The organism is Pseudidiomarina sp. (assembly GCF_048268165.1).
Classification (GTDB): domain Bacteria; phylum Pseudomonadota; class Gammaproteobacteria; order Enterobacterales; family Alteromonadaceae; genus Pseudidiomarina.
In genome coordinates, this window is record NZ_JBLWWA010000002.1 from 176,163 (window position 1) to 201,854 (window position 25,692).

Annotated in this window: 27 protein-coding genes; 15 read left to right on the top strand and 12 right to left on the bottom strand. The window is 47.3% G+C overall.

What is annotated here, in order from left to right:
- The first annotated feature begins 52 nt into the window (after nt 1-52).
- Nucleotides 53-547 (top strand): 5-(carboxyamino)imidazole ribonucleotide mutase, encoded by a 495-nt coding sequence (purE, locus tag ACN0UY_RS07505; RefSeq protein ID WP_417666075.1) that lies wholly within the window; start codon nt 53-55, stop codon nt 545-547.
- Nucleotides 544-1,632 carry a 5-(carboxyamino)imidazole ribonucleotide synthase gene (locus ACN0UY_RS07510; protein ID WP_417666076.1) on the top strand — a complete coding sequence of 363 codons (1,089 nt, stop codon included), beginning with the start codon at nt 544-546 and terminating at the stop codon, nt 1,630-1,632. Before purE ends, ACN0UY_RS07510 begins: the two co-directional genes overlap by 4 nt.
- Here ACN0UY_RS07510 and ACN0UY_RS07515 read toward each other — a convergent pair.
- A complete protein-coding gene (locus ACN0UY_RS07515; protein ID WP_417666077.1) occupies nt 1,629-2,282 on the bottom strand; it encodes an alpha/beta hydrolase in 654 nt (217 codons plus the stop codon). The two genes, ACN0UY_RS07510 and ACN0UY_RS07515, sit on opposite strands and share 4 nt — an antisense overlap.
- Before the next feature lie 11 nt (nt 2,283-2,293).
- Nucleotides 2,294-2,902: a DUF502 domain-containing protein gene (locus tag ACN0UY_RS07520; RefSeq protein ID WP_417666078.1), complete on the bottom strand. Its 609-nt coding sequence runs from the start codon at nt 2,900-2,902 to the stop codon at nt 2,294-2,296.
- Between the two features lie 54 nt (nt 2,903-2,956).
- Here ACN0UY_RS07520 and ACN0UY_RS07525 point away from each other — a divergent pair, with 54 nt between their 5' ends.
- Both ACN0UY_RS07525 and ACN0UY_RS07530 read left to right on the top strand, forming a co-directional pair.
- Complete coding sequence (locus ACN0UY_RS07525) at nt 2,957-3,517, top strand: glutathione S-transferase family protein (protein WP_417666079.1); 561 nt, start codon at nt 2,957-2,959, stop codon at nt 3,515-3,517.
- 28 nt (nt 3,518-3,545) lie between these two features.
- A complete protein-coding gene (locus ACN0UY_RS07530) occupies nt 3,546-5,684 on the top strand; it encodes a prolyl oligopeptidase family serine peptidase (protein ID WP_417666080.1) in 2,139 nt (712 codons plus the stop codon).
- 50 nt (nt 5,685-5,734) lie between these two features.
- Here the strand turns inward: ACN0UY_RS07530 and ACN0UY_RS07535 are convergent, their stop codons facing one another.
- Complete coding sequence (locus tag ACN0UY_RS07535) at nt 5,735-7,771, bottom strand: diguanylate cyclase domain-containing protein (RefSeq protein WP_417666081.1); 2,037 nt, start codon at nt 7,769-7,771, stop codon at nt 5,735-5,737.
- A 247-nt stretch (nt 7,772-8,018) separates the two neighbouring features.
- Between ACN0UY_RS07535 and ACN0UY_RS07540 the strand changes: the two genes are divergently transcribed.
- A complete protein-coding gene (locus ACN0UY_RS07540; protein WP_417666082.1) occupies nt 8,019-10,160 on the top strand; it encodes a S9 family peptidase in 2,142 nt (713 codons plus the stop codon).
- 130 nt (nt 10,161-10,290) lie between these two features.
- Here ACN0UY_RS07540 and ACN0UY_RS07545 read toward each other — a convergent pair whose 3' ends face one another.
- The gene (locus tag ACN0UY_RS07545; protein ID WP_417666083.1) at nt 10,291-11,010 is read right to left on the bottom strand and encodes a YebC/PmpR family DNA-binding transcriptional regulator; all 720 of its coding nucleotides are present in this window, start codon (nt 11,008-11,010) and stop codon (nt 10,291-10,293) included.
- Between the two features lie 237 nt (nt 11,011-11,247).
- Here ACN0UY_RS07545 and ACN0UY_RS07550 point away from each other — a divergent pair, with 237 nt between their 5' ends.
- Genes ACN0UY_RS07550 through ACN0UY_RS07565 form a run of 4 tightly spaced genes read left to right on the top strand, consistent with a single transcriptional unit; the run spans nt 11,248 to nt 14,610 of the window.
- Nucleotides 11,248-12,237 carry a sensor histidine kinase gene (locus tag ACN0UY_RS07550; RefSeq protein WP_417666084.1) on the top strand — a complete coding sequence of 330 codons (990 nt, stop codon included), beginning with the start codon at nt 11,248-11,250 and terminating at the stop codon, nt 12,235-12,237.
- On the top strand, nt 12,230-12,757 hold the full coding sequence (locus tag ACN0UY_RS07555; RefSeq protein WP_417666085.1) for a response regulator transcription factor: 528 nt from the start codon (nt 12,230-12,232) through the stop codon (nt 12,755-12,757). Before ACN0UY_RS07550 ends, ACN0UY_RS07555 begins: the two co-directional genes overlap by 8 nt.
- An 8-nt stretch (nt 12,758-12,765) precedes the next feature.
- Entirely contained in the window at nt 12,766-13,638 is an 873-nt protein-coding gene (locus ACN0UY_RS07560; RefSeq protein WP_417666086.1) for an MBL fold metallo-hydrolase, read from the top strand.
- Nucleotides 13,639-13,668: 30 nt separating this feature from the next.
- Nucleotides 13,669-14,610 (top strand): YeiH family protein, encoded by a 942-nt coding sequence (locus ACN0UY_RS07565; RefSeq protein ID WP_417666087.1) that lies wholly within the window; start codon nt 13,669-13,671, stop codon nt 14,608-14,610.
- On the opposite strand, the gene ACN0UY_RS07570 is transcribed toward ACN0UY_RS07565, so the two are convergent.
- Nucleotides 14,591-15,340, bottom strand: coding sequence for a sulfite exporter TauE/SafE family protein (locus ACN0UY_RS07570; RefSeq protein ID WP_417666088.1), 750 nt, complete (start codon nt 15,338-15,340; stop codon nt 14,591-14,593). The two genes, ACN0UY_RS07565 and ACN0UY_RS07570, sit on opposite strands and share 20 nt — an antisense overlap.
- 172 nt (nt 15,341-15,512) lie before the next feature.
- Between ACN0UY_RS07570 and ACN0UY_RS07575 the strand changes: the two genes are divergently transcribed.
- The 3 genes from ACN0UY_RS07575 to ACN0UY_RS07585 all read left to right on the top strand — a co-directional run bounded on the left by ACN0UY_RS07575 (nt 15,513) and on the right by ACN0UY_RS07585 (nt 17,551).
- Complete coding sequence (locus ACN0UY_RS07575; RefSeq protein ID WP_417666089.1) at nt 15,513-16,145, top strand: peroxiredoxin; 633 nt, start codon at nt 15,513-15,515, stop codon at nt 16,143-16,145.
- 13 nt (nt 16,146-16,158) lie between these two features.
- On the top strand, nt 16,159-16,788 hold the full coding sequence (locus ACN0UY_RS07580; protein WP_417666090.1) for a 4'-phosphopantetheinyl transferase family protein: 630 nt from the start codon (nt 16,159-16,161) through the stop codon (nt 16,786-16,788).
- An 82-nt stretch (nt 16,789-16,870) separates the two neighbouring features.
- Entirely contained in the window at nt 16,871-17,551 is a 681-nt protein-coding gene (locus tag ACN0UY_RS07585; RefSeq protein ID WP_417666091.1) for a dUTP diphosphatase, read from the top strand.
- On the opposite strand, the gene ACN0UY_RS07590 is transcribed toward ACN0UY_RS07585, so the two are convergent.
- Both ACN0UY_RS07590 and ACN0UY_RS07595 read right to left on the bottom strand, forming a co-directional pair.
- Entirely contained in the window at nt 17,548-17,991 is a 444-nt protein-coding gene (locus tag ACN0UY_RS07590; protein WP_417666092.1) for a YaiI/YqxD family protein, read from the bottom strand. The genes ACN0UY_RS07585 and ACN0UY_RS07590 overlap by 4 nt on opposite strands.
- Nucleotides 17,992-18,019: 28 nt before the next feature.
- A complete protein-coding gene (locus tag ACN0UY_RS07595; RefSeq protein ID WP_417666093.1) occupies nt 18,020-18,448 on the bottom strand; it encodes a hypothetical protein in 429 nt (142 codons plus the stop codon).
- Nucleotides 18,449-18,668: 220 nt separating this feature from the next.
- On the opposite strand from ACN0UY_RS07595, the gene ACN0UY_RS07600 reads away from it, so the two are divergent.
- Together ACN0UY_RS07600 and ACN0UY_RS07605 are read left to right on the top strand one after the other, a co-directional pair.
- Nucleotides 18,669-19,334: a cupin domain-containing protein gene (locus ACN0UY_RS07600; protein WP_417666094.1), complete on the top strand. Its 666-nt coding sequence runs from the start codon at nt 18,669-18,671 to the stop codon at nt 19,332-19,334.
- Complete coding sequence (locus ACN0UY_RS07605; protein WP_417666095.1) at nt 19,331-19,597, top strand: TIGR03643 family protein; 267 nt, start codon at nt 19,331-19,333, stop codon at nt 19,595-19,597. Before ACN0UY_RS07600 ends, ACN0UY_RS07605 begins: the two co-directional genes overlap by 4 nt.
- A 7-nt stretch (nt 19,598-19,604) precedes the next feature.
- On the opposite strand, the gene ACN0UY_RS07610 is transcribed toward ACN0UY_RS07605, so the two are convergent.
- Nucleotides 19,605-20,741, bottom strand: coding sequence for a DSD1 family PLP-dependent enzyme (locus ACN0UY_RS07610; RefSeq protein WP_417666096.1), 1,137 nt, complete (start codon nt 20,739-20,741; stop codon nt 19,605-19,607).
- A gap of 30 nt (nt 20,742-20,771) precedes the next feature.
- Nucleotides 20,772-21,671: a LysR family transcriptional regulator gene (locus ACN0UY_RS07615; RefSeq protein ID WP_417666097.1), complete on the bottom strand. Its 900-nt coding sequence runs from the start codon at nt 21,669-21,671 to the stop codon at nt 20,772-20,774.
- Nucleotides 21,672-21,789: 118 nt separating this feature from the next.
- On the opposite strand from ACN0UY_RS07615, the gene ACN0UY_RS07620 reads away from it, so the two are divergent.
- A complete protein-coding gene (locus ACN0UY_RS07620; protein ID WP_417666098.1) occupies nt 21,790-22,719 on the top strand; it encodes a sodium-dependent bicarbonate transport family permease in 930 nt (309 codons plus the stop codon).
- On the opposite strand, the gene mscL is transcribed toward ACN0UY_RS07620, so the two are convergent.
- The 3 genes from mscL to ACN0UY_RS07635 all read right to left on the bottom strand — a co-directional run bounded on the left by mscL (nt 22,716) and on the right by ACN0UY_RS07635 (nt 25,605).
- Nucleotides 22,716-23,171 carry a large-conductance mechanosensitive channel protein MscL gene (gene mscL / locus ACN0UY_RS07625; protein ID WP_417666099.1) on the bottom strand — a complete coding sequence of 152 codons (456 nt, stop codon included), beginning with the start codon at nt 23,169-23,171 and terminating at the stop codon, nt 22,716-22,718. The two genes, ACN0UY_RS07620 and mscL, sit on opposite strands and share 4 nt — an antisense overlap.
- Before the next feature lie 90 nt (nt 23,172-23,261).
- The gene (locus ACN0UY_RS07630) at nt 23,262-24,365 is read right to left on the bottom strand and encodes a GtrA family protein (RefSeq protein ID WP_417666100.1); all 1,104 of its coding nucleotides are present in this window, start codon (nt 24,363-24,365) and stop codon (nt 23,262-23,264) included.
- Nucleotides 24,334-25,605 (bottom strand): diguanylate cyclase, encoded by a 1,272-nt coding sequence (locus ACN0UY_RS07635; RefSeq protein ID WP_417666101.1) that lies wholly within the window; start codon nt 25,603-25,605, stop codon nt 24,334-24,336. The genes ACN0UY_RS07630 and ACN0UY_RS07635 overlap by 32 nt, the downstream gene beginning before the upstream one ends.
- Nucleotides 25,606-25,692: the final 87 nt, after the last annotated feature.

Here is a 25,692-nt window from a genome sequence, read left to right on the forward strand (position 1 = left end):
ACCTAGAGCCCCAGCTAGCTACAATTCGCTCCTTTGAAAAAGGGAGCATCCAATGGCACCTGTCTTGATTTTAATGGGGTCACAATCTGATTGGCCCGTCATGCAAAATGCAGCACAAATGCTAAAAGACCTCGGTGTTGAATGGCGCGCGGAAGTTGTTTCTGCGCATCGCACACCAGATCTGCTTAAAACCACAATGGAACAAGCCGAGCGCGATGGTGTGCCAGTGGTGATTGCTGGTGCCGGTGGTGCTGCGCATTTACCTGGCATGCTCGCAGCGTTTACAGCAATTCCAGTGCTGGGCGTGCCGGTACCAAGCAAACAATTGAAGGGCCTTGATAGTCTGTTATCTATCGTACAAATGCCCAAAGGTGTTGCGGTAGGTACATTAGCGGTTGGCGCCGCAGGTGCTGCCAACGCAGGGTTATTAGCCGCACAAATTATCGGTTCATTCGATGCTGATGTGCGCAAGCGTGTTCATGTATTCCGTGAGCAACAGCGAGACAAAGTTATGAGTGGTCCAAAGTTGGAGTTACCGGAGTCATGAAAATTTTGTTTATCGGTGATGGACAGCTAGGTCAGATGTTGGGCGCTAGCGCCATCAGTCACGGCCATGAGTGCTTGCTATTTAGCACGCGCACCAACACCGTTAAACCGCTGTCTGCGCAAATCGATTTGACCATGACGTTGGCTGAGGCAATTGCTTGGGCTGATACGGTCAGTTGGGAGCATGAAGACATTCCCGCAGATATTTTAGCCGCTGCACACGACAAGTTTTTGATGGATCCGGCGCGAATTAAGAGCCTGACTGATCGTCGCGCAGAAAAAAAGCTATTCGATGATTGCCGCGTACCAACGTCACCATGGCAAACCTACCGCACCGCCGATGAACTGAAGAAGATTCTCGATAATGCCGAACAACCGCTGGTGTTAAAAGCTGCGCGTGGCGGCTATGACGGCAAAGGTCAATGGCGTTTTAGCATGGCAGATAGTCCGCAGGAGCTCGCGCAACAAGCTGGACAGGCACCAGGCATCGCGGAGCATATGATTCCGTTTGAACGCGAAGTATCACTGGTTGGCGCGCGCAGCAAAGACGGGAGTATTTGCTGTTACCCATTAATTACGAACGTGCACGATCGTGGTATTTTGAGTTATAGCCTTGGCGCTATTGACCCAGTTGACCCAGCATTGCAGCAGCAAGCTGAGGAATGTTTCCGTCGCCTAACCGACGCACTGCATTATGTGGGTGTGTTAGCTATTGAGTTTTTTGTGGTTGGTACCGACAACGACGCGACACTTTTGGTAAACGAAATTGCACCGCGTGTGCACAACTCGGGTCACTGGACCATGACGGGTGCAAATACGAGTCAGTTTGACCTACACATTCGCGCTTTAACTGGGATGCCTCTGCCGTTATTGCGATTAGAGCCTACCGTAATGATCAATGTTATCGGTGCCGAGCAAATTCCAGCCGGCCTTTGGCATCACGCCGACACCGATTGCCATTGGTACAATAAAGAACCACGCCCTGGCCGCAAAGTTGGGCACGTGAATATTCGCACTGCAAATCGCGATACAGCACTTACCTGGGTTGCCCAGTGGGCTGAAAAGCTACAGGTTCTGGCCGATTAAGCCAGAACCTTCTGCAACCAAAGATTAATGGCCTGTACTTGCTCTGCGCAGACCTGATGTTGCATTGGGAAGCTTTGATAATCCACCGTATACCCATGCTGATGCAGCCATTGATGTGCCTGTTTACCCAGTATTTCTGCAACCACAGGGTCTTGTGTGCCATGCTGGATTAAAATGGGCAGCTGTTGGTTTGCCTGATGTGGCTGAATACTTGTGTGTGTGGCCAAGTAGGTTGATAAGGCTAATAGTCCGCGTAGCTTCTTCGTATACGTCAGCGCCGCTTCATACGCCACCGCACCACCTTGCGAAAATCCAGCCAACACAATATTCTCGGCCGGAATACCACGCTCTATTTCGCGCTCTATTAATTTGTGTACTTCTGCTGCAGAGGCGCGCAGTTGCCGTTCATCAACTTCACGTTCAATAGTCATACTCAAAATGTCATACCATGCGGGCATACGCACGCCGCCGTTAATGGTAACTGGAATTTGAGGGGCGTGTGGAAATACAAAGCGAACCGGAACCGGCGGCGTCAAATGCGGCACCAATGGCGCGAAGTCATTGCCATCGGCACCAAGGCCATGCAACCAAATGATAGCGTGGGTGGCGGGTTGTTTGGGTTCTATTTCTACACAGGGAAGATACGACATGAATACTCCGTTTAATCATCTTCAACATTATTACGATTTTTACCTAAACCACCGCTAATAGTCAGTTGCATAGCATCAGCTGGTGACATATCAAGGGTTTCCACACTGGTTCGCGGTACAATTAACATGTAGCCGCCAACGTTGTAACTCATTGGCAAAAATACGGCAATGTGGTCGTCATCCAGCATGGCCGAAAGGCGGTCATTCTTTTCGCCAGACCTTTTGGTCACAATACCTATAAGTTTAACGTCAGCTCCTGGAAGGGTAACCAAAACTACTGACTCATCCGAAAAGCTTTTGCCAGACATTAAATCGAACACATCATTAATGGTGCCGTACAGGCTGCGCAGTAGCGGCATTTTTTCCATGATGCTGCCAGGTAGTTGCCACATTTTATTGATGAAGCGCCAGCGGGCGCTATAACCAACAATCAGTGCAATCACCACAAAGCTCAAGAACGCCAGACCTGGAAAATAATATTGGGTGCCAAGAATCGACTCCCATATGGGCCGCAGCCAGGTTTCGATAGTGACTAGAAACCAATGAACCAATGCGATGGTCATCACAAGAGGCAGTAATATTGTTAAGCCCTTTAGTAAATAATGTATTACGCGTTTCATTTTGGTAATCTCAAGCACAATGTGTGCATAGCTTAACGTCTTTTAGGGGATATTATGAAGTTATTTGGCAGTTACACCTCGCCTTACGTGCGCCATTGCCGCATTGTATTGGCACAAAATAGTGAAACCTTTGATTTTATTCCGACAGATTATGGTCAAAGTGCCCAGCAATCGCCGACTCAGCGCGTACCATTTTTGCAGGATGGCGAAATTACGCTGTACGACTCAGCCTCCATTGTTCGACATCTGCGTGAGCGCAATCAACAGGCGTTTTGTGACAACGTGCAAGACTTTGATTTGTTTTGCCTCGCGAATACGGCGCTTGATACCACGGTGAATTTATTTTTATTGCAGCGTGATAGTATTACTGGCGAACAAAGTCAGTATCTAACTCGCCAACAGAGCAGAGTGAACTCTATATTGGCGTTGTTGAATGAACAAGAATGGCCAACGCAAGCGCCATACAGTGATGGGCAGTTGCGTCTGGCGTGCTTCTTAAGTTGGGCACAGTTTCGTGAATGTATTAACATTCAAAACTATCCAAACTTGCAGCAATTTTTGTTGGCGTTGAACAGTCAGCCTTGGTTTGCGAATACACATCCAGCATTAACCTAAATAAAAATAGCAGGGGAGTTATACCTACATGAAATACATAGCTGCAGTGGCAGGCGTCGCGTTATTAAGCGCGTGTTCGCCACAACAAGACACCCACACGGAGACCGCCGTGGATGCCAAGATAATTTATCCAATGACAGTGCGCGGTAACGTCACCGATGAATACTTCGGAAATGTTGTTGCTGACCCATACCGCTGGTTAGAAGACGATCGCTCAGAAGAAACTGAGGCGTGGGTAAAAGCACAGAATGAGGTGACATTTGAATACCTTGAGCAAATCCCATATCGCGATCAAATCAAAGACCGCCTTGCGCAGCTTTGGAATTACGAGAAAGTTGGTGCGCCATTTAAAGAGGGGGATTACACCTACTTTTATAAGAATGACGGCCTGCAGAACCAATACGTGGTTTACCGTACCGACGCTGACGGCAATACAGAAGTATTTTTAGACCCCAATACTTTTAGCGAAGACGGTACAACGTCACTGGCAACGTTGAGCTTCTCAAAAGATGGCTCATTAGCAGCTTACGCAATTTCGGAAGGCGGTAGTGATTGGCGGAAAATCATTGTGATTGATGTCGAAACTAAAGAGCAACTTGAGCCGACATTAGTTGACGTTAAATTTAGCGGCATCTCATGGTATGGCAACGATGGGTTCTACTACTCGAGCTACGACAAGCCTGAAGGTAGCGAGCTTTCTGCTAAAACCGATCAACACAAACTGTATTATCATAAGTTAGGTACGACTCAAGCTGAAGATACCGTTGTTTTTGGTGGTACAGATGCTGAAAAACATCGTTACGTTGGCGGCCAAGTGACTGAAGATGATCGCTACTTGGTGATTACTGCGGCAGTATCAACCTCGGGCAATAAGCTGTTTATTAAAGACTTAAGCCAAGCTGACAGTGAACTTGTTACAGTACTTGATCACACAGATTCTGATACCTATGTGTTGGATAACGTTGATTCAAAACTTTACTTGGTCACTGATTTAGATGCGCCGAACAAGCGCGTTGTTACCGTTGATGCCGAGAATCCGACAGCGGAAAACTGGCAGGACTTCATTGCTGAAACTGAGCACGTTTTAAGCCCGTCAACGGGCGCCGGGTATATCTTTGCCGAGTACATGGTTGACGCGATTGCGAAAGTTGAGCAATACAACTACGAAGGCGAGCGGGTGCGCAACATCGAATTACCAGGCGTTGGCAGTGTCGGTGGTTTTAGCGCAAAACGTGAGGCAGATGTTGTTTACTACACGTTTACCAACTACAACACGCCGGGCACCATCTACGCGTTCGAACCTGATGCGGGTGAATCAAGCGTGTATGCCGAGTCAAAAGCCGAGTTTGATAGTTCAGCATATGAGTCAAAACAGGTCTTTTATACCTCAAAAGACGGTACCCAAGTACCAATGATCATCACCTACAAAAAAGGGACTGAGCTGGACGGTAGCAACCCAACCATTCTCTATGGCTATGGTGGCTTCAACATTAGCCTAACCCCGTCATTCAGCGTAACCAACGCCATGTGGCTTGAATTGGGCGGTGTATACGCGGTTGCCAACTTACGTGGCGGCGGCGAATACGGTAAAGACTGGCACATTGCCGGTACTAAAATGCAAAAGCAAAATGTGTTTGATGACTTTATTGCTGCAGCTGAGTATTTAGTTGGTGAAGGCTATACGTCGAATGACAAATTGGCTTTACGTGGTGGTTCAAACGGTGGCTTGCTGGTTGGTGCAGTGATGACCCAACGCCCTGAATTAATGCAAGTGGCATTGCCTGCTGTGGGTGTCTTGGACATGCTGCGTTATCACACCTTTACGGCTGGCGCGGGTTGGGCCTACGACTACGGTACTGCCGAAGATAGCGAAGAGATGTTTGAATATCTCAAAGGGTATTCGCCAGTTCATAATGTGAAGCAGGGTACACACTATCCGGCTACCATGATTACAACAGGCGATCACGATGACCGCGTGGTGCCAGCACATTCATTTAAGTTTGCTGCTGAGCTGCAAGCGAAAGACGCTGGCGCGAATCCACAATTGATTCGTATTGAGACCAATGCGGGTCATGGGGCTGGTACGCCGGTTTCAAAAACCATTGAGCAATATGCGGATATCTATGGATTTACGCTTTGGAATATGGGTATTAAAGAGCTTAATTAAGCCACAATAAAATAAAAAACCCGATGCAGCACCTGCTGCATCGGGTTTTTTTATTTGTGTTTTTGCTGTTCTGGACCGTGAATTATTTCCACCGAAATGGCATCTTGCTCAATTGCACCAGGCAAGTCAGTTTCTAATAATTTCTGTACATCCGCGAAGGGTTTATTGAGCGCCATGACACCCCAAGCCTGGTTTCGGCCGTGAACTTTACCTGCATAAAGAACCATGTCAGCGAGCTGCAGAGTCTCTTCCCAGTCCATTTGGTTTTCATGCAAATCAGCAAACGGGTAGCTAATAAATCCTGCGGTAGCGGTGACCGAAATTTCACGGTCGCCGCCTTTGATTGGCGTTGCGCCAATCACATCAATCATGCGTTTGGCCATAATAGGCAGTTTTGATTTCTCGGTGTTACTGATGTAAATCAAAAATTCTTCGCCACCCCAACGCACAACTAAATCGGACTCACGTGATACCTGCAGCAAGCGTTTGGAGACTTCAATCAGTACATCATCGCCAACGGCGTGTCCTAAATTGTCATTAATCCGTTTGAAATGGTCGATATCTAGCAACAACATGGCGTCTTGACTGGCGGGATGCGGGCTTTTCAGCTTGTCCTGTAACGCGCGGCGGTTTAATAGGCCGGTTAACGGGTCGCGCATCGACTGCTCAGCCAACTTGCTATTGGCTACTTTCAGCTCAAGATTACTGCGACGCGCAGCGCGATAGAGCAACGCCACCAAGACCATCGCAAACACTGCAACGATGACAAACAGCAGCAAAATGGTGCGCTTTTGGCTCTCATTTTCAATCAGTTGCTGGTTCAGTTCGTTCTTTTGTGACAGCAGTTCAATTTGCATGGCTTTGTCTTTGCTGTCATATAAATTTTGCAGTTCGGCAATGCTTTTTTGCTGGTCGCCCTGGTAGGCTTTATTGCGCAAATCACGTTGCTCCAGCAATACTTGTATTGCTTCTTCGTTACGTTCTAAATGCATCAATGCTTCGGCGTATTCGCCTAATAACTCTTCAAGTTCGGCTGGTGACCAAGTTCCCCGCGCGTCATCAATGACATTGCGCATTGCGGCTAAACCTTTATCAACATCGCCTAAAAACACATCAACATAGCCAAGATTAAATAAAATGATTTCTGGATTAAATTGTTGCTGGTTGAGCTGCGCAATGTTGTAGGCCTCAGTAAGTGCAGCGCGGGCATCTTCATACCGGCCAATGCGAATATCCACATCACCCATGTTGTTCAATACAGTTAGGTAGCTCGCAATTTGATCTGGGTTATCTTTTAGCATGTCGCGCAGGCGTTGATAAAGCCCCAAAGCCGCATCGTAATTATTGCGTTGGCTTTCAATATAAGCGCGCTCGAACAAAAACTCTTGCTGAAAATCTTCCAGCAAGCCATTTTCTTCAGCAATGCGTTCCGCATCGTCGAGTTGTTCTATCGCTAAATCATAGTTTTTTTGGCGCCCGTATAAATTGGCAATTTGTGTTTTGGTTGACAGCAGCCGAATCAAGGTACGGCCATCATTGGTTTCTGCCACCGCATCTGCGGCATAAATCAAGTGCTCGAGTGAGCGATCAAACTGACTACGTTGCCCATATAAATAAGCAGCTAAATTGTGCACATAGTACTTAACGCGGGGCAATTGGGCCTGTTCTAACGGTATCAGGGCATCGTTTAAGTTCGCCATTGCCTGCGATATTTTGCCTTGCATGGCAGAAATTAAAAGTGCAGTTGCTTCAACTTCTGCTTTTGCATCGGCCAAATCGCTTTGGTTAGCGAGCATTCGTACTTCAGCAATGGTCTTTTGTGCATCTTCGTAGTTGCCAAGGTAGGCGTGATCAAGCGCAATATAGCTTAGTGTTCGCACGCGGCTCATAATTGGCGTGTCTGGCGTCAGTGATGCATAAATGTCTTGTAGTTGCTGCATTGAAGTTTCGGTATTGGCGGCGTTCAGCACATCATCAAGGCTATCTTCGATGCTTTGATCAACAGCTGGCGCTGTAGTTTCTTGTGCGTGCGCACTGAAGACAAAAACACTCAGTACGAGCGCAATTAGAAACGTAATCTTCGGCATCCGCCCCCCCAGAATATGCTAACTTAATTTAATACTTCATCACTCTGACATAACTGGTCGGACATGTATTCCGAATTGCGTTAAATTGCGCGCTATGAACGTTCGTATGACGAAATGTTAACCTAATGTGTAGTTATCTCGATGATACCTCATTTAAGATGTAAGTGTAACAACTTGTAACATAGATTTTTTGCTTAAAATTTGATGCATCGTATAGTTAAATTTCCACCAATTTGGGAACTCGAACATGGCATTTAAAAATCGCTTTCAACTAAGTGGCTTAGCGTTAACGGCTTTATGGTTAACCGCCTGTGGGCCAATCACTTCAGAGCAAAATGGGCAAACTGCGACAAGCAATCCGCCTATCGCTGAGCAACGGCCGTATGTGGTCGAATCGCCACAAGGTAACCGGCAAGACCCATACTACTGGTTACGAGATGACTCGCGTAGCGATCCTGCAATGCTCGCATATTTAGAAGCAGAGAATGCTTATTACGACAGTTACAGAGCTGACTATGCCGAACTGACAGCGCAAGTTGAGCAGGAAATTATTGGGCGAATTAAACAGGACGACAGCTCAGTGCCGTATCAGAAAGGTGATTACCTTTATTCGGTAAAATATGAAGCAGGTAAAGAGTACCCCATTCATGTGCGCACCGATAAAGAGGGCAATGACCAGCTCATGCTTGACGTGAACGTATTAGCTGAAGGCCAGAGTTATATGAACGTCGGCAATTTAGAGGTGAGCCCGAATCAGAACTTAATGGCCTATATGGTCGACAATACTGGGCGGCGTCAATATGAATTGCGCATTCGTAATTTGGAAACGGGTGAAGATTATGCACAAAAATTAACGGGTTTGTCGCCAGCAATTGCGTGGGCAAAAGATAATAAAACCGTATTCGTGATTGAAAACGACCCGCAAACATTGCTGTCGACGCGCGTTATGAAATACCGCATCGGTGAGCCAGCCGAAAGCGCCGAACTTGTTTACGAAGAAACGGATAATACGTTTTATATGTGGGTAAATAACACCACAGACGGCGAGTACATCCAAATCAACCTAGACCAAACGGTATCTACCGAAGTGCATGTATTGGATGCGGATTCACCTGACGGCGAGTTCCAGGTTTTAGCGCCGCGTGAACGTGACTTTCAATACAGCGCTGATCACCTTGATGGTCGCTGGATAATTCGTACCGATTTAAATGCGCCTAATTTCCAAATTATGACTGTTGCCCACAGTGATATTGGTGACAAGTCAAAGTGGACGCCACTTATTGAACATCGCAACGACGTGTTTATTCAAGACTTCACGGTGTTCACCAACTACCTTGCAATTAACGAGCGCAGCGACGGTTTGCGTCGCATTCGTATCGTGCCGTGGGAGAACTCCGAACAAGCCCAGTTTATCGCATCTGACGAAGAAGCTTATGTCACCGTATTTGAGCGCAACGTTCAGCAAAATACCGATGTATTGCGCTATACCTATAGTTCGCTAACCACACCATCAACTGTCTATGCCTATGATATGGCGACGGGTGAGCAAGAGCTGTTAAAGCGAACAGAGGTTCCGAACTTTGATGCCAGCCTTTATGAAACAGCACGTACATGGGCGACCGCTAACGATGGCACAAAAATACCCGTGTCGTTGTTATACAAAAAGGGCTTTAAGCAAGACGGTTCAGCACCGCTTTATCAATATGCGTATGGGTCTTACGGCTCAAGCTCTGACCCGTATTTTCGCTCAACCATTTTCAGTTTAGTTGACCGCGGTTTCGTGTATGCCATTGCGCACATTCGCGGTGGTCAGGAAATGGGCCGTCAGTGGTATGAAGATGGGAAGTTACTCAAAAAAATCAATACGTTTACCGATTATATCGATGTAACCGAACACCTCGTTGCAGAAAAATATGCACACCCTGACAAAGTGTTTGGTATGGGGGGTAGCGCCGGTGGCCTGTTGATGGGGGCTGTGGCCAATATGGCTCCGGAGCATTATCGCGGATTAGTCGCCCATGTGCCTTTTGTCGATGTAGTGACCACCATGTTGGATGAGAGCATCCCGTTAACGACGAATGAGTTTGACGAGTGGGGCAACCCCAAAAATCAACCTTACTATGACTACATGCTGTCTTATTCACCTTATGACCAAGTGAAGAAGCAGGATTACCCAGCCATGTTGGTTACTACGGGGTTGCACGACTCACAAGTTCAATACTTTGAGCCAGCAAAGTGGGTCGCAAAACTGCGTACGCATAAAACCGATGCAAACCCGTTAATGTACAAGACCATTATGACTGCGGGGCACGGTGGCAGCAGTGGCCGCTTCGCACGCATGAAGGAAGTCGCGGAAGAATACGCGTTTATCCTGGATTTACTGGAGTAATCGTTAGTCGTTAATGGTTATTCGTTAATCGTTAATGAAAAGGACGAAACCTAGCAATAGGTCTCGTCCTTTTTTGTTTCTTCTTTTCAACGAATAACGAACAACGAATAACGATCAACGTTTTTCGTTCTTACCACTCAGCGCTGTGATAAATGTTTTGCACATCATCACAGTCATTAAGCATTTCCAGAAGCTTTTCCATTTGGGCAATGTCTTCTTCGCTGCTTAGCGTCGTCATCATTTGCGGTAAATATTGAACCTCATCAACTTCAAACTCCAGGCCCTCAAAGGCGTCTTGCAACGCTTGTTTGGCCTTGTGAGATTCTGTATGTGGTGCAAATACGGTTATGAATCCGTCGTCGGCTTCCATGTCGGTAACATCCACATCAGCCATCATCAGGGCTTCTAACACGGCCTCTTCATCGTCGCCGGCAAAGCGTAATATTGCGCAGTGATCAAACATGTGCGAAACACTGCCTGGCGCGCCAAGCTTGCATTTGGTTTTAGTAAAGCAATTACGTACTTCACCAATGGTGCGGTTTGGGTTGTCAGTTAACGCATCAACCATCACCATGCAGTTGCCAGGACCAAAACCTTCGTACATTGCTGGTGAGTAATCTTCGCCCGCACCACCCTTCGCTTTATCAAGTGCTTTATCGATAACATGGGCGGGTACTTGGTCTTTTTTCGCATTATCAATCAGGCTGCGTAGTTGCAAGTTCGCGTCTGGGTCGACACCTCCTTGTTTGGCGACCACGTAAATCTGGCGGCCGTACTTGCTATATACCTTGCTTTTTGCAGCAGCGGTTTTTGCTATCGACTCTTTTCGGTTTTGATACGCGCGACCCATAAATTGCTCTCGTTTGTTGCTGGTTAATGACAAAGGTGGCAATTTTATACCCAGTTACAGGTGATAATCCAGCTTAAACCAGAAAGTACGGTCAGGTTCGTTGACCTGTGTGGTTTGTTCAAGCTCAGAAATAGCATTACCAGCATGATTTCAAAAGGGATGATGCAATGTGTTACGGCTGGAAATATGGTCAAACTCATGCATACTTAAGAGGTATTTCGAAAGGAGCTAAATCACGTGACCATACGGGATGTTTTAACAGCACTGGTGCTATTGACTGTCATCGTTATTGCCAATACTTTTATTTGGTTAAACGGCGCAGCAATGAATCCCTATGCCGTGCTGATAATCGTGCCTATGGCAGCGACGATGCTCCTACTGCCAATTCGACTGGCGTGGTTTGTGATGGTGGTGGGTATGTTGGGCCAACTGTTGCAGTTGCAAGCGCCATTACCTTCTGCTGACCAAATCAACAACCACTATCGGGCGATGGTTTACGGGCAAGTATTCGCGGCATTGTTATTGGCGATTACCTTACATTTGTTACGAGTTTTTATAGTTCGTCAGCAGCAAGCAATTCGGGGGCAGCATCAACGTCAGCATCGAGATGAGCAGCTTGTAACTATTGGCACTGCCGCCGCACAGTTCAGCCACGAAGTTGCGACACCGATTCAAACCATTCAGTTTATGCTAGAAGACGTACGACAACGTTACCCGAATGACGAAGACTTGCAACGCGCTGAGCAACAAATCCGGCGCATTCACAATCTCTTGCTAGACTGGCGGCAAGTTGCGGAAGATGTCAGAACCAATCGAATATTGGAGCTTCAAGTCAATGATTTGGTGCAACAAGTAAGAGATGCACTATTAATAGTGCGCCCTGATATTCGGGTTATGTGGCGCGACGATGAGCAGCCGGGTCACGTTATTCGCGCAGACCGAACACTCATTCCGGCTATCCTGAGTTTACTTCACAATGCCGCCGATGCTGCACCAGGAGATTCGAAAATTGAAGTGCGCACGGAAGTTCATGAACAGGTATGGCGTATGACCATTCGTAAACAAGGTTTAGGTGGTGAACTGCGGTCGATTCGTGGTGGCATGGGTGCAGGTGCGACGTTAAGTTATGAAACGTTTGAGCGTTTTGGCGGTGTTGTCTCTTGGCGTACCGAACAAGGTAATACGGTAACCGAACTATGCATGCCAACAGAGGTGATTCATGGCTGAAACGGTTCTGATTATTGATGAGGACATTAATTTATTGCAGGCCCTCGCAAGTCGTCTTGAGCGCGCGGGCTATAGCGTATGCACGGCTGCAACAAATACAGAACTGAGTCAAGTTGATGCCCGCGGCGTAGAACACATATTGCTGGACTTAAAATTTGGCGAAACCAACGGATTAGAACTGATTGCCCCCTTGAAGCGCCGGTTCAAGCCAGAAAACCTTATTGTTCTGACGGGTTACGCCAGCATCGCCACGTCGATAGCAGTTATCAAAGCGGGTGCCACGGATTATCTGGCAAAACCAATACAAACTGCTGTGTTGCTGAATTGTTTAACACCAGAATCAGACGTGATGCGACTAGCCAGTGCGCAACCAATGACAACCGCTCAGTTGGAGTGGGAACACATTCAACGCGTGATGCACGAACATCAAGGCAATATATCGGCGACAGCAAGAGCTTTGGGAATGCACCGTCGCACGCTTCAAAACAAATTAAGCAAATACTTCCCAGTAAAGAATTAGGAGCACTAATGATAGATAACGCAGTAAAAGTAAAAGCCTTTCTTGACGAAGATAGTGAAACGTTTAGCTATGTGTTGTACCACCAAGACGAGAAACAGGCCGTGGTTATCGATCCTGTTTTAGATTTTGATTACAAATCAGGGCGCACAAATACTAAAGGGGCTCAACGGATAGTTGATTTCGTAAATACTGAGGGATTGCGAGTCGCGTGGGTGCTTGAAACGCATGCTCATGCAGATCACCTCTCAGCAGCGCCATTTGTAAAAGATCAAGTTGGCGGGCATATCGGAATTGGTGAGCATATCAAGGACGTACAAAAAATCTTTAAAGACGTATTTGACTTAGAAAAAGAGTTTCTGCCTAACGGTCATCAATTCGACCACCTGTTTAAAGATGGAGAAACCTTTAACGTCGGGGCCTTAAACTTTCGGGTACTGCACACGCCGGGGCACACACCAGCTGACTTATGCTACATCGTAAACGAGCAAATGGCATTTGTTGGCGATACCTTGTTCATGCCCGATGTTGGCACAGCGCGGTGTGACTTCCCAGGAGGAAGCGCCGCCACGTTGTTCCAATCGATCAAGAAGATATTAGCGCTGCCAGAGGCTACCGAAATATATATTTGTCATGATTACCCGCCAGCTGGGCGTGGGCATGAGTATAAAACGACAGTGGGAGCGCAGCGCAAACACAGTAAACATGTGCATGATGGCGTAAGTGAGGCTGAATTTGTTAAGATGCGCGAAGAGCGCGATGCGAGCCTTGAAATGCCACGGTTAATTTTGCCGTCAATACAGGTGAACATTCGTGCGGGGCATATGCCGCCTGCAGATGAGAACGGCAAGGTGTATCTAAAGCTGCCTATCGATCAACTTTAACGTGGTCGCAATAAACCCAAAGAGTACATTTTGACAAAAGTTGGACCGTTCGTATTTTGGATAATCGGCGCAATCACGCTTTCCCCGTGGATAAGTGCGCCGATAGCGCTTTTGCTTGGCTTTCTAATGGCAAGTTTGGGCTGGGTGCCGCAGTCTATTCAGCCCAGTGTTTGGGTTAAAAAGCTACTTGCGATAGCCATTGTCGCGCTTGGTTTCGGGGTACAGCTCGATGTCGCGTGGCAAGTTACAAGTGACTATTTCGGCCTCATGGTAACCAGTATTGTTGTAACGCTATGCGCCGCGTTGTTACTTGGCCGGTTGCTGAAAGTTGATGGTATCACGAGCCATTTACTCGGTTCAGGTACAGCGATATGCGGCGGCAGTGCGATTGCAGCGGTTGCCCCTGCAGTTCACGCGCGTAATGATCAAATAGCCTTAGCGTTAGCGAGCGTTTTTACTCTAAATGCCGTTGCATTGCTCATATTCCCACTGATTGGCCGCGCCTTGGCACTGGATGATCAAACATTCGGCGCCTGGGCGGCTATCGCAATTCATGACACGTCGTCGGTGGTTGGTGCTGCGCAGGCCTACAGCGATGAAGCGCTGCAAACCGCAACCACATTGAAGTTAGCGCGCGCGCTTTGGATTGTACCGCTGGCGCTGCTATCAGCATTGGTTTACCAACGTTTTAGCCACTCTGAAACGCAAACGCCGGTGAAGATACCGCTGTTTATTATAGGTTATGTGGTTGCCATGCTGGTTAGTTCAGCATGGCCTCAGTTTCATGAGCTTTACAGCGTGACGTTCGGCGCAGGCAAAGGCCTTTTGGTATTTTGCCTTTATTTGGTTGGCGCCAGCATCACCGTCGCCCGGTTAAAAGCAGCTGGGCCAAGACCACTTCTGCTCGCTGTTTTGTTATGGGTGCTCATTGCAACGCTTTCGTTGACTTGGCTTACAATACGGACTGGCTAAGCACAACCACAGCCATAATCAGCAAGAATACAGCAAAGGCTTTTTGTAGCTTTTGGCGTGGTAGCCTGGCGCCAATCCACGCACCTGCGTAACTGCCCACTATTCCGGCCACAGTAATTATCGCGATGACTGTCCAGTCAAATTCAAAACCTTGCACAGTTAATGCACTGTAGTATTTTGCAAATCCAACAAAGGATTTTAAAGCGATAATCATTAAACTGGTGCCAATCGCCAGTATCATGGGTACCCCACCCAATAACACTAAAGCGGGAACAATTAGAAAACCGCCACCGACCCCGACAAATCCAGTAATGGCACCAACAATAAGGCCATCAATAATAACCCGTACCACCTTCACGTCTTTTGGCGTTTTAATAGTGCTACGCCCGCGCCACATCATGACCGCCGCAATCGCCATGAGTACCACAAATACCAGCAGTTGAATGCGCGGATCAACAGCAGTACCGCCCCAAGCACCGGCGTACGCACCAATCATGCCGGGAATACCAAACAGCCAGACGTGTGGCCACGAAACAAGCTTTTTGCGGGCACTCAACAGGCCACCGAATAAACTGATAAAGGCCACAATAACCAGAGACGATGCGATAGCTAAGTTGGCAGGCATGTCAGCTAAATAGAGTAAAACCGGAACGGTTAAAATAGACCCACCAGAGCCAAAAATACCTAAACTTAAGCCGATAAGTACAGCACCAAAAATTGCCTGAATCACACTATTCACCTCTGATTTGTAGCTGAGTGTAAGCACCTAGCAGCGAATGAACTATCATTGAAATAAACGATTACAGCTATCGCTTGTCATAACTTGATAAATACCAGCATAGCAATTAATTTAGTTAAATACGAAATACAAATAAGTTTTAACCCAAAGTGAGGATATGAACATGGGATTACGTATCGGCGATATGGCACCAAATTTTAAAATTGATACCACCCAAGGTGAAATTGATTTTCACGCTTGGTCGAAAGGTTCTTGGGTGTTTTTCTTCAGTCACCCGGCAGACTATACACCAGTGTGCACCACTGAAATGGGTCGCACTGCGCAGCTCGCCGGCGAATTTGAGAAGCGTGGCGTGAAGCCGTTAGGGTTATCAACAGACACCGTTCAAGCCCATAAGGGCTGGATCAAAGACGTGAATGAAACCCAAAATACCAACCTTCAGTTTCCAATTGTTGCGGATAAAGACCGCAAGGTTGCGGCTTTGTACGACATGATTCACCCTGGTGAAAGCGAAACGGCCGCCGTTCGCTCAGTGTTTATTATTGACCCGAATCACAAGATTCGCTTAACCATGACTTACCCAATGAGTGTCGGGCGTAACTTCACCGAGATTTTACGGGTTATTGATGCATTGCAAACCGGTGATCAATTCGGCGTGGCGTGCCCGGCGGACTGGCAGGTTGGTGGTGATGTGATTATTCCTCCAAGTGTTTCTATGGAAGAAGCTGAGAAGAAATTCCCGCAAGGATTTAAAACAGTTAAGCCGTATTTGCGGTACACTAGCGTAAACAAATAGCAGCTTAAGATGAATGATAGCGACAGCCTTTTCGACAGACTTTAATACCGTATTGCCCGCACTTGATGCGTGGGTAACTTCGGCTGAACAAGAAGCTGCGTTGCTTTATCGACAACAGCCACGCCAACAGCAGTTTCTTGCTGGGCGTGGCTTTTTACGTTGGCTTGTTTGTCAGCAGTGGCATTGTGCCGCCGGTGCGGTTGCGATTTCGCGTCAAGACAATGGCGCGCCACTACTGAGTGTTGGCGGGCAGCAGTGGCAGTGCTCGATTAGCCATACCAAGGGCGGTGTTCTGGTCGCCGCAAGTCCAGAATATGTTGTCGGGGTTGATATTGAAGTTGTGAAGCCGCGAAGGCGCTTAGTCGAGTTGGTGGAACAATACCAAGACGGTTTTTTTTCGAACCTAGACGGCTCAGACTGGCAGCTGTTTTATCAGCGCTGGACGCTCGCAGAAGCGGTCACGAAAGCAGAGCAGGGGTTGTTACTGAGCACGTTAAAGCGCCCGGTACATGACTATCAACAGCGTGCTGAGCATGCGCTTAGCAACGGTTATATGTTGTGCTGCTATACCGAAGACGCTAAGCCGGATACGTTACTTCGTGAAGTAACAGCCACCGCTGAAGGGCTGGTTTTCGCGGAATAAAAATAGGCGCTTTAACCGATACCATGGCGATGGTAATCTTGTCTCTATTCAGACCAATGATCACTCAGAAAATGAGCAAACCATGACCCCAGAACAAGCAAAACAATTGATTGAAATGCAGATTGCCTTCAATCAGGTAATTGACCCTGCCTACCCTGAAAATCCACAAGTTAAGCGTGATGATGTGAAAGCTATTTTGGTGGAGTTAGGCGAGTACTTTGAACACACCGCTTACAAATGGTGGAAAAAGCAATCGGCCGACTGGGCGCAAGCCAATATGGAATTGATTGATATTCTGCACTTTGCAATTTCAGATGCTGTTGAAAATGCATGCGCTCGCGGCTTAAACCACGAGCAGGCAGCTGAAGAGGTTGCCGCGTTAGTACTGGCCGGCGCAACCGGCAAAGCACCCATTGCTGACGGCAAGGAATTGATCGTGGCACTGGCACAAGACGGCAACAGCCAAAAACCATTGCAATGCGGCGCAGCATTTTTCGATAAATTGTTTTCTGCGTTAGTGGATGCTTACGGCGATGCCAATACCGTTTATTTAACCTACATTGGTAAAAATGCATTGAATAATCTGCGCCAACAGCGCGGTTATAAGCAGGGTACTTACGTTAAAATGTGGCAAGGCCGCGAAGATAACGAAGTGATGATGGACTTGTTAGCAAGCCATGAGGCCGAGATTATTGACGCTCAACAACCGCTGGCGCAGGCGCAGCAACTGTTGTTGAGCCACTATGACGCGAACGTCGCTTAAGCGCGCGCCAAAATTCGGTCTAAATGATTAGCAAATTGCATGCGGTCACGCTGATTTAACGGGGGCGGGCCGCCACTTTGCACGCCGCTGGCACGCATGGTGTCCATAAAGTCGCGAATATTTAACCGCCCGCGGATATTTTCTTTGGTGAACAGCTCACCGCGCGGGCTTAATACCTGCCCACCTTTTTCAATAATTTCTGCAGCAAGCGGTATGTCGGCCGTAATCACCAAATCACCCGCTTCAGACAAACGCACAATCTCATCATCGGCAACGTCAAACCCGCTGCTGACTGTGCGTGCCGAAATAAACCGCGAAGGCGGAACCCGTAGCGGCTGATTGGCGATAAGTATCAACTCAAGCTGCTTTCGCTCAGCCGCACGATACAAAATGTCTTTAATAACTGTTGGGCATGCATCCGCATCCACGTATATTTTCATCTTTAGCGAAACCGCATGCAGGTTAATATTAGTTACCGTTGTCTTTCTTACGGTCTTTTGAGCTCTTGCGTTCTTTTTCAGCTTTTTCCATTTCTTTCTGGGCTTCACGTTCTTGCTTGTGCATGTCGCGCATCATCAGCCACTCTTCCTTATGCTTTTGCTGAAGTGCTTTCTGCTCTTCTTTGTGGATTTGCTCCAAGTTCTTACGTTCATTTTTAGCCATGTCAGAATTGGATTTTCGCGCTTCTTTACGCATTTCCATTTCTGCTTTGCGCTGCTCGCGCGCCGCTTCCATTTCGGCCATGCGCGCTTCACGCTCGGCTTCGGTCATCATTTTCGATTGCTCTTTTGCTTGTTCTGAAGCCTGTTCTTGTTTAGTTGACTGAGTTTGTTGTGCAACTGCTGGCAAAGCAAATGCGCAACACATAAGTAAAACAGCTAGGTTTGAAGTTTTCATAAAATATTTCTCCATTGTGAATCGATTATTCACTACTATAAATTAGTTTATAAAAGGACTTTATGTAAGCTGTTTTACATGGGCTTTAACATTACAAAGATAAACATTGTGCCTTATCACTGTTGATAGCGCCAAATTTTCATCGTAGCGATCTGTAAACGGCCTTTTTTAGTATTAATGAGACGTAAATAAGCCGAATTGAACTGGAATATGTAGCACCATGATTAATATGGATTTCTCAAAACGAATTGTAGTGCGCAGCGCCGAAGCCGACTGGCAGCCAAGCCCTGCTGCAGGTGTTGAGCGCAAACCATTGGAACGGGAAGACGCAGAACGTGGGCGCGCATCCAGTATTGTCCGTTATGCACCGGGAGCCAAATTCGCGACGCATCAGCATCCGTTGGGCGAAGAGATCTTTGTACTTGAGGGGGTGTTTTCTGACGAGATGGGAGACTATCCAGAGGGTACCTATATTAGAAACCCACCAGGTTCACAACACGCCCCATACAGCAATGAAGGCTGCACGTTATTTGTGAAGTTGCACCAGTTTTCCAGTTCTGATGACGCCACGGTGCGAATAAATACCAACAGCAGCCCGTGGCTACAGGGCCAAGGTGGGCTGCAAGTCATGCCGTTACACAGTTTTGAGACAGAACATTGTGCATTAGTTAAGTGGCCTGCAGGCGAAGTATTTAAGCCGCATCGTCACTTTTGCGGCGAAGAAATCCTCGTACTTAGTGGTGAGTTCATGGATGAATACGGCCGCTACCCCACCGGCACATGGATACGTAGCCCACACAATAGTGCGCATACACCATTCGTAGAAGAAGAAACCATTATCTACGTGAAAACCGGCCATCTAGCCGTCGTAGAGGGCTCGTTATGAAGCGATCTGCGTTTGAAAACCTTACCGAGACTGATATCTCTCGTGTTATTGAGATGGCTTGGGAAGATCGCACCGCATTCGAAGCAATAGAGCGCTTGTATCAACTTAATGAGTCGCAAGTTATTCGACTGATGCGTCAGCAACTAAAGCACAACTCATTTAAGCTTTGGCGTAAACGCGTGCAAGGCCGGGCGACCAAACATGAACAGTTAAGAGACCCGGCTGTTTCACGCGCGTATTGCCCAACGCAGTACAAACGCTAACGTTGTTTTACCAGCCCAATATACGAGGCCAAACTTCGAGCTCACCGGCGTCTTTTAACACCATATAATGTTGATGCATGGCAGCTGTTGCACAAGCATGATTGGGAAGTATCCGTAGTTGGGCGCCGATAGGAAACTCATCAACGGTGTGTGTTGCCGGTAATGCAATAACGCCATGTTCTTGATTGACCGCCGTGACACAAACGCCTTCGTAGGGGGCGCCAGAATCATTACAAACGAAGCCATAGCCATAATCAATACGCTGGCTTGCAGTACCGCGATCGCGCGATAACGCCATCCAGCCCGCATCTATCAGCACCCAGTTTTTCTCTTTATTATGACCAATCACAGTTGTTACCACCGACATGGCAATATCATCAAGGCTACAAACGCCAAGGTTCAGCATCACCAAGTCAAACGTTGTATAAACGCCAGCACGAACTTCGCTGATGCCGGTAAAGTCCTCAGCAAAATGCGCTGTGGGTGTCGAGCCTACGCTGACAATGGGGCAGGGCACTTCTGCAGCACGAATAGCTTGTGCTGCATGACGAACGGCTTCGCATTCTTGTGCCGCGGCGGTTCGAATTTCGTCGACAGAATGCGAGGAGTATGAGCCACCGGCGTGCGTCATAACACCGGTCAACTGCGCGCCATTGGCATGAACATGTGTAGCGATTTTGCCAATCAACGGATTATTAGGTGCGAGACCGCCACGGTGGCCGTCGCTATCAATTTCGATAAATACCGAAAACACAACGTTATGCTGCTGGCCGAACCGAGTAACTGCTTGCGCTTGCTCGAGGCTGTCGAGCAAAATATGGAGACTAATGCCCCGTTGTATTAAAGCGGCTGCCCGTTCCAATTTGTTGCTTGTAATACCAACGGCATAGAGCAGATCAGTATAGCCTGCATCGGCAAATGCCTCAGCTTCCGCCAATGTTGATACGGTGGCCGGTGAATTCAAATTGGGCAGTATGTCATGAGCAGCGTCAACGGAGCGTAACGTTTTCAGATGAGGCCGCAGATGACACCCACGTTCTGAAATTCGCTGCTTAAGGTAAGTAAGGTTACGCATAAACCGCGCATGATCAATGAGCAAGAACGGGGTTTGCTGGGCGCTTAACTCATTTTGATTTACCGGCATGTAGAACTCCTCGACGGTTCAGTGAATAACTTAACGCGGCGAATGCACGTTCGCGAGTGCAATATCGCGAAAGTGCTCAATGACTTGCTGCCGCATGCTGTCACGACGGCTCACAATATACCACTGTCCGGGAAGTGGAAAACCCTTCACATTAAGCGTAGCAACCGGGTCGCTACCGTGCTCAACGATATGCTGAGAAAGAACAGCTAAGCCGCTGCCTGAGGCAACACTTAATCGAATAGCCTCGTTGCTTTCAATTTGCGTACGATGGCTGAGCTGAATACCTTGGCCTGCAAGCCATGTGTCGAAAACCATACGGGTTGCTGAGCCATTTTCTCGAATTAAAAATCGTTCATTGTGCAAGGCATGAAAATCAAGGTCTTTCTGTTTTGCTGCCCAATGTGTTGGCGGCGCAATTAGCACCAGCTGGTTTTGCATGAAGGCATATGCTTCAGCATTCTGGTCGGTTGGCGGATGACTAAACAAATAAATATCGTCTTTATTTGAAAAATAGCGCTGCAGCGTGGACTCGCGGTTACCAATACTCAGCTCTACCTGAATATCTGGATACTGACGGTTAAATTGAGCAACCAACTGGGGAAGAACATATTGGGCGGTGTTCACCAGTGCAATATTTAACTGGCCAGCCAATCCGCCCTTTATGGCTGACAATTTTTCACCGCAATCTCTTAACCGCCGAATGGAATCTCCGGCGGCTTTGTATAGCTCTTGACCCGCGGCTGTCGGTACCATACGTCGCCCCTGTTGCAGTAGTAGCTTACTGTCAAAAACTTCTTCTAAGCGGCGAATTTGGGACGACACGGTGGGTTGAGTCAGGTATAACCGCCGCGCAGCGCCGGAGATACTTTGCTGTTCAACAACCTGCGTAAATACTTCAAGCAGTCGGAAATTGAGATGGCGAATATCCATAGTATGAACCTAAAATTAACGTATAGATAATTGTCTATGTATAGCGGTATATTTATTTATTTTTAATAATACACATATTTTTGCATACTGGCGCGCAATTTAAACAACAGGACTTCTTATGCCAGATATTGTCATTGCGTTTTTTATCCTTGGTCTTGTCGCGGGCGTGGTCAAGTCAGACTTGAAAGTTCCCGGCCAAATCTACGAAATTCTTTCGATATTACTGATGCTAAGTATCGGCATTAAAGGTGGGTTAGCGTTAAACAGTGAGCAGCAATCCATCGTTTGGTCGCACCTGGCTGCCATCATGCTGCTTGGCTTGGTGATTCCAATTTTCCTGTTGCCCGTATTGAAAAAATTGGTGCGTCTTGCTCACGTTGATGCGATTAGTATTGCCGCTCACTACGGTTCAGTGAGTGCGGGAACGTTCGCGGTCGCTTGGGCTTTAGCGGAAAGTTTTAACTTACCAATATCGGCTGATGCCACACTGTATTTAGTGATACTGGAATTGCCAGCAATTATTTTAATGTTAGCGTTGTATCACTGGAAGCTGGGGGCGGAAGGCAAAAATACAAATATGCTGGCCATATGGCACGAAGCATTTACCAGTCGCGGCGTCATTCTGTTGATGGGCGGCGTTGCATTGGGTTGGCTGTATGGCCCGAGCGGACTCAATGCAATAGCACCATTGGTCGTTGACGGGTTCAAAGTCTTGTTGGCGTTATTCCTGCTGGAAATGGGATTAACAACTGCGCGAATTTGCCGTCCTTTACCGCTGGCACATTGGCGTTTGGTTATATTTGCGGCGTTAGCGCCGTTAGCTTTGGTATGGCCGGGGCTGTTGCTTGGTAGTTATCTGGAACTGCAGTCAGGTAGTGTACTTATTTTGGCTGCGCTAACGGCGAGTGCTTCTTATATTGCTGCGCCCGCCGCCATTCGTGCGGCAATTCCGGATGCCAACATCAGTAAAGCAATGTTGGCATCTCTGGGGGTTACGTTTCCGTTGAACGTGATTGTTTATATCCCGTTTCTTGCCACACAACTCTAGTTTTGGGTCGGCAGTTCAGACGTGCAGGCAGGGCAGCGCGTTGCGGCCAAAGGGATTGAAGAGCAGCAAAATTCGCAGTTTTTAGTCGTGACTGGCGCTGGCTCTTCTTTCGTGCGTAAGCTGTTCATGCCTTTAATGAGCCAAAACACCGCAAAGGCTACGATAATAAAGCTGATGGTGTTGGTAATGAATACACCGTAGTTAATGGTGACAGCCCCAGCAGCTTGGGCATCGGCAAGAGCGACATATGGGCCTGCGGTTTCAACACCTTCGCGTAATACGATAAACATATCGGTGAAGTCGACACCGCCTAACATCAAGCCAATAGGCGGCATGATAATGTCGGCTACAAAACTCTTTACGATGGTGCTGAAGGCGCCTCCGATAATAATACCTACCGCCATATCGACAACATTACCTTTCATGGCAAACTTTTTAAATTCATTGAGCATAATTGTCTTCTCGCATGAAAGCCGCTTACACATTGTAAGCGGACAATGAATTATTTATAGAACAAAAACGGAAGAAAAGGTAATGGGGTTTTAGTGCGTGCTACTGCGAAAAACAAGTTTCTTTTGAAAGCGATAGCTCAGCAGGAATACAATAACTTCTGCCAGCGGTTTGCCAATGAATGGTGTAACGCCCAGCCATAAAAGACTCTTGGTAAAAATATAGTTTAGGCCAATTAAAGTGACAGCGAGCAGCGTATATTTTGTTGCATCGCGGGTTAGGGAGCTACCGCGGCCGAACACCCATTGCCGGTTTAAAGTGAAATTAAACACACCTGAGACCATACGGGCAGCGGCGATAGCGACTAAAATTTCGCCAGTTAAGCCATAGATTAGCGCAAACAAGCCGTAATCAATGCTGGCCGATGCGATACCTACGCTAGAAAATTTGAGGAACTTTTTGTAAATAATTATCGAATCTTGCAACGGTTTAAAATGGCTGCTGGCATTGCCTTCTTCATATACAGTGGTAATTTCAACACTCGAAAACTGAAGGCCTTGTTGCTTCGCCAAAATCAGCATGTCTAGTTCAAATTCATAATGGTTGCTGGGCGTTTCGATAAGGTCAGCCAGCAGCGTATAAGGAATACCGCGAAGCCCAGTTTGGGTATCCGGTACTTTTATTCGCAACCCAAGCTGAAAGGTATAACGAGCAAAGGTGTTGCCAAGCCATGATCGAAGTGGAATACCTTTTTCTTTGAAATTACGGCTGCCTAGCCAGAGGGCTTGAGGCTGTTGCTTAAAGGCTTCTAAAACCTTCACAATATCTTCCGGTAAGTGCTGGCCATCGGCATCCGCGGTGATCACCCCTGGCGCACTCGGTTTATGGTCAACTACCCAACGAAAAGCGGTTTTTAATGCTGCACCTTTACCGCAGTTTTTATCATGGCTAAGCACATGTAAATTTTCCGAAGGTTTGATGGCAGTGAACAACTTGGGGCTTTCGCTTCCATCGTTCACGATCACTATCGCCTCGAAGAGTTCTCGGCTCTCTTGTAGCGTAGTGACTAAATGCAGCAACCGCTGATCAGGGTTAAAGGCTGGTATTACAATAACAGGAAGGGTTGGCTTCAAATCGTCCTCGTCAAATTCTTTGCTGATGGTGTTAAGAGCACGCAACCACTTGGTTGCGGCCATTTTCTTTCGCTTTATACAGTGCCTTGTCAACGCGTAATATCCAAGCATCCAAATCATCCCCGGAGCTTGCGGCACAAACACCAATAGACACAGAGATGTTGGTCACAACATCGCTAAACGTTGTTTCATGAATTGATTTACGCAACGACTCGGCAAATTGCATGGCACCTGATAAATCCGTATTTGGTAAAAGCACCAGGAACTCCTCGCCACCCCACCGAATTAAGACATCAGACTCTCTGAGTCTATTTTGAGTTAAAGTCACCAGATTTTTTAATACAGCATCGCCAGCTAAATGGCCAAAAGAGTCGTTTACTTCTTTAAAAAGATCAATATCAAATATCAATAATGATGCTGGCACCCCATAACGCTGCGAACGCTCCAGTTCCGCTCTTAAGATAGAGTCTCCGAAGCGGCGATTATAAGCGCCTGTCAGTTGGTCATGCTCAGCAGCCCGTTTCAGGTTTTGTTCAATTTTTAGTTGTTCAGAGATGTCTCTAAAGATAAAAACACCGCCGAAGTCTGTATTTGTTTCGCTCATCAACGGGGTTACAGAAACCTCAACTGGAAAGCAGGTGTTTGCTTTTGTCCAAAACGTATCACGCCAGTTTTTTAAAGGTCGGTGTGCTTTTATCGCTTTGTGTATTTGGCAATCAGCGAGGGCAAATGGTTCACCGTTCGGGTGGCTGTGATGAAACAGCGCATGACTTGGCTTGCCAATAATATCTTGCTCATCATCATAGCCAAGAGCTTTCAGTGCCACAGGGTTGACGAAAGTGCACAAGCCGTTGATATCAATACCCACAACCCCTTCAGGAAGGCTATCAAGAATTTGCTCGTTAAACTTTTCAAGTTCGCTCTCGTGGGTAATGTCACGTTGAATGGAAACAAAGTGCGTAATCTTACCTGCCGCATTATGAACTGGACTAATGCTCCAACGCACGATATAAGCCGAGCCGTCTTTGCGATAATTTACCGTGGCCCCCTCAAAGCGCTCCCCATCGATAAGATTTTGACGTAAACGGTTGAGCACGTTTTTGTCAGTAAGCGGGCCTTGTAAAATTCGTGGTGATTGACCAACAAGTTCTTTCAAGGTGTACCCAGTTTTTCGGCAAAACGCCGAGTTGGCATACAGAATTCGAGGGCCTGGGCTCTCTAAAGCAGCATCAGTAATGAGCACAGAGTCGTAGGCCTGTTCAACAGCGTACTCAAAAACCTTGTTATCAATTGGCTCGGCCATGGGTGTTGGATCCTTTAATGCGCCTGACGTTAAGACTATGTGGGTAAAGGGAAAAACACAAGGAAATCAATGCGAGCATGGTGAACA

Bases quoted from the DNA above. Each gene is read 5' to 3' on its own strand.
- purE (WP_417666075.1), top strand. From the start codon at position 53: ATGGCACCTGTCTTGATTTTAATGGGGTCACAATCTGATTGGCCCGTC.
- ACN0UY_RS07510 (WP_417666076.1), top strand. From the start codon at position 544: ATGAAAATTTTGTTTATCGGTGATGGACAGCTAGGTCAGATGTTGGGC.
- ACN0UY_RS07515 (WP_417666077.1), bottom strand. From the start codon at position 2,282: ATGTCGTATCTTCCCTGTGTAGAAATAGAACCCAAACAACCCGCCACC.
- ACN0UY_RS07520 (WP_417666078.1), bottom strand. From the start codon at position 2,902: ATGAAACGCGTAATACATTATTTACTAAAGGGCTTAACAATATTACTG.
- ACN0UY_RS07525 (WP_417666079.1), top strand. From the start codon at position 2,957: ATGAAGTTATTTGGCAGTTACACCTCGCCTTACGTGCGCCATTGCCGC.
- ACN0UY_RS07530 (WP_417666080.1), top strand. From the start codon at position 3,546: ATGAAATACATAGCTGCAGTGGCAGGCGTCGCGTTATTAAGCGCGTGT.
- ACN0UY_RS07535 (WP_417666081.1), bottom strand. From the start codon at position 7,771: ATGCCGAAGATTACGTTTCTAATTGCGCTCGTACTGAGTGTTTTTGTC.
- ACN0UY_RS07540 (WP_417666082.1), top strand. From the start codon at position 8,019: ATGGCATTTAAAAATCGCTTTCAACTAAGTGGCTTAGCGTTAACGGCT.
- ACN0UY_RS07545 (WP_417666083.1), bottom strand. From the start codon at position 11,010: ATGGGTCGCGCGTATCAAAACCGAAAAGAGTCGATAGCAAAAACCGCT.
- ACN0UY_RS07555 (WP_417666085.1), top strand. From the start codon at position 12,230: ATGGCTGAAACGGTTCTGATTATTGATGAGGACATTAATTTATTGCAG.
- ACN0UY_RS07560 (WP_417666086.1), top strand. From the start codon at position 12,766: ATGATAGATAACGCAGTAAAAGTAAAAGCCTTTCTTGACGAAGATAGT.
- ACN0UY_RS07575 (WP_417666089.1), top strand. From the start codon at position 15,513: ATGGGATTACGTATCGGCGATATGGCACCAAATTTTAAAATTGATACC.
- ACN0UY_RS07580 (WP_417666090.1), top strand. From the start codon at position 16,159: ATGATAGCGACAGCCTTTTCGACAGACTTTAATACCGTATTGCCCGCA.
- ACN0UY_RS07585 (WP_417666091.1), top strand. From the start codon at position 16,871: ATGACCCCAGAACAAGCAAAACAATTGATTGAAATGCAGATTGCCTTC.
- ACN0UY_RS07590 (WP_417666092.1), bottom strand. From the start codon at position 17,991: ATGAAAATATACGTGGATGCGGATGCATGCCCAACAGTTATTAAAGAC.
- ACN0UY_RS07595 (WP_417666093.1), bottom strand. From the start codon at position 18,448: ATGAAAACTTCAAACCTAGCTGTTTTACTTATGTGTTGCGCATTTGCT.
- ACN0UY_RS07600 (WP_417666094.1), top strand. From the start codon at position 18,669: ATGATTAATATGGATTTCTCAAAACGAATTGTAGTGCGCAGCGCCGAA.
- ACN0UY_RS07605 (WP_417666095.1), top strand. From the start codon at position 19,331: ATGAAGCGATCTGCGTTTGAAAACCTTACCGAGACTGATATCTCTCGT.
- ACN0UY_RS07610 (WP_417666096.1), bottom strand. From the start codon at position 20,741: ATGCCGGTAAATCAAAATGAGTTAAGCGCCCAGCAAACCCCGTTCTTG.
- ACN0UY_RS07615 (WP_417666097.1), bottom strand. From the start codon at position 21,671: ATGGATATTCGCCATCTCAATTTCCGACTGCTTGAAGTATTTACGCAG.
- ACN0UY_RS07620 (WP_417666098.1), top strand. From the start codon at position 21,790: ATGCCAGATATTGTCATTGCGTTTTTTATCCTTGGTCTTGTCGCGGGC.
- mscL (WP_417666099.1), bottom strand. From the start codon at position 23,171: ATGCTCAATGAATTTAAAAAGTTTGCCATGAAAGGTAATGTTGTCGAT.
- ACN0UY_RS07630 (WP_417666100.1), bottom strand. From the start codon at position 24,365: ATGGCCGCAACCAAGTGGTTGCGTGCTCTTAACACCATCAGCAAAGAA.
- ACN0UY_RS07635 (WP_417666101.1), bottom strand. From the start codon at position 25,605: ATGGCCGAGCCAATTGATAACAAGGTTTTTGAGTACGCTGTTGAACAG.